The 1309-nt window shown below is 42.9% G+C and carries 1 protein-coding gene and 1 pseudogene; both read right to left on the reverse strand.

The genetic code is table 11. The annotated features are described in order from the left end of the window. Positions 1-80: 80 nt before the first annotated feature. Entirely contained in the window at positions 81-878 is a 798-nt protein-coding gene (gene moxJ, locus B3M51_RS03375) for a methanol oxidation system protein MoxJ (protein WP_292483369.1), read from the reverse strand. A 176-nt stretch (positions 879-1054) separates the two neighbouring features. Continuing rightward, a pseudogene (locus B3M51_RS03380) lies at positions 1055-1309 on the reverse strand (PQQ-dependent dehydrogenase, methanol/ethanol family); the annotation flags it as partial.

Here is a 1309-nt window from a genome sequence, read left to right on the forward strand (position 1 = left end):
TTACGACTAAAAAGTTTTACATTGCTAATCATAGTTTTTGTATAATCCTGTTGAATTAAAAGAGACTGCATGACAAGCTATCAAAGCAGCGGAATCCCTTCTTTTTTGAGGATGGCCGTTATTTTGGGTGCAGCATCTGCCAGGCCTTTATTAATGGCATCAAGCAAGGCTTTATCATCTTCACGCACCGCTACAGATTGATCATAGTGCTGCACAATACCTTCACCACCTTCGATTTCTCCGAATTCAGGTGATAACACCATTTCTAATGGCGTATCTGAATCACGAACATAACGGGCTACTTCTGGAGCCCATAGATGAGCGATATCACCTTTCCCTGAGGTCACTTCGCTGATCAGTTTTTTTGGTTCCAGACGAATATATTTATTTCGTGGGGATTTGAAACCTGACAGAGATTTGGTGTAATTGAAGTTGCCTTCATACTTACCCACTTCCCGTAACATCACTTCTGATGGGCTACCTGGTACTACTACAAAACGATTCAGTTTTTGAATGTCAGTACTATTCCAGTCACTGATGTCCAGATTTTTATCGGCGCGATAGACAAATACATAGCCGGATTTGTAGTAAGGGTCGCTGGTGGCAACGCGAGGATCATCACTATCAACACCCATCACCACATCACATTCATTTTTTAATAAATGTTCGGTCACTAAAAAAATCGCTGCTTTGTCTGACCAGACAAATTCCAAGGGCATATCCATGCTCTCTGCGAGCGTTTCGGCGATTTCATTTTCGAAACCTTGCTGCTGTTTGTTTGAATAGGGCATTTCATTCGCCGCTGCACAGACTTTTAAGGTTTCCGGTAATCCGTTGTTTGCATGAGCTGGCGTCAGTACAGATAATAGTGAAGCCATTATCAGGCTGCATTGCGTTAAGCGTTTTGAACTGACTGCTTTGTTATTGGTTTTAGTATGGTTGTTTAACATGTCTTACACTCTCAGAAGGGGCTGGCAACACAGTCTTTGTGTTGCCAGCCGGATTGAATACGACGATATAACTTGATGAACTAAGCTATATTGCGAGTCAGTGATTACATTTCGTATTCACCAATACTCAGATCGTCGTAAGGTCCTTTACCATCCAGAGCAAAGACCATCAGACCACCACCCATTTGAGTGTTACGTGCCAGTTCTTTAAAGGCACCTACAGCACCCAGACCAGCTGATGGGTCATTCAAGTCAAACACCAGACCAACTGCAGGCCAACCACCTACACCATAATTAATGGCAACATATTGAATACCATCATGGGTGTAAGTCATTGGATGACCGATAGCGCCTGAAGG

This window comes from Methylophaga sp. UBA2689 (genome assembly GCA_002354555.1).
In the GTDB taxonomy this organism is placed as follows: Bacteria; Pseudomonadota; Gammaproteobacteria; order Nitrosococcales; family Methylophagaceae; genus Methylophaga.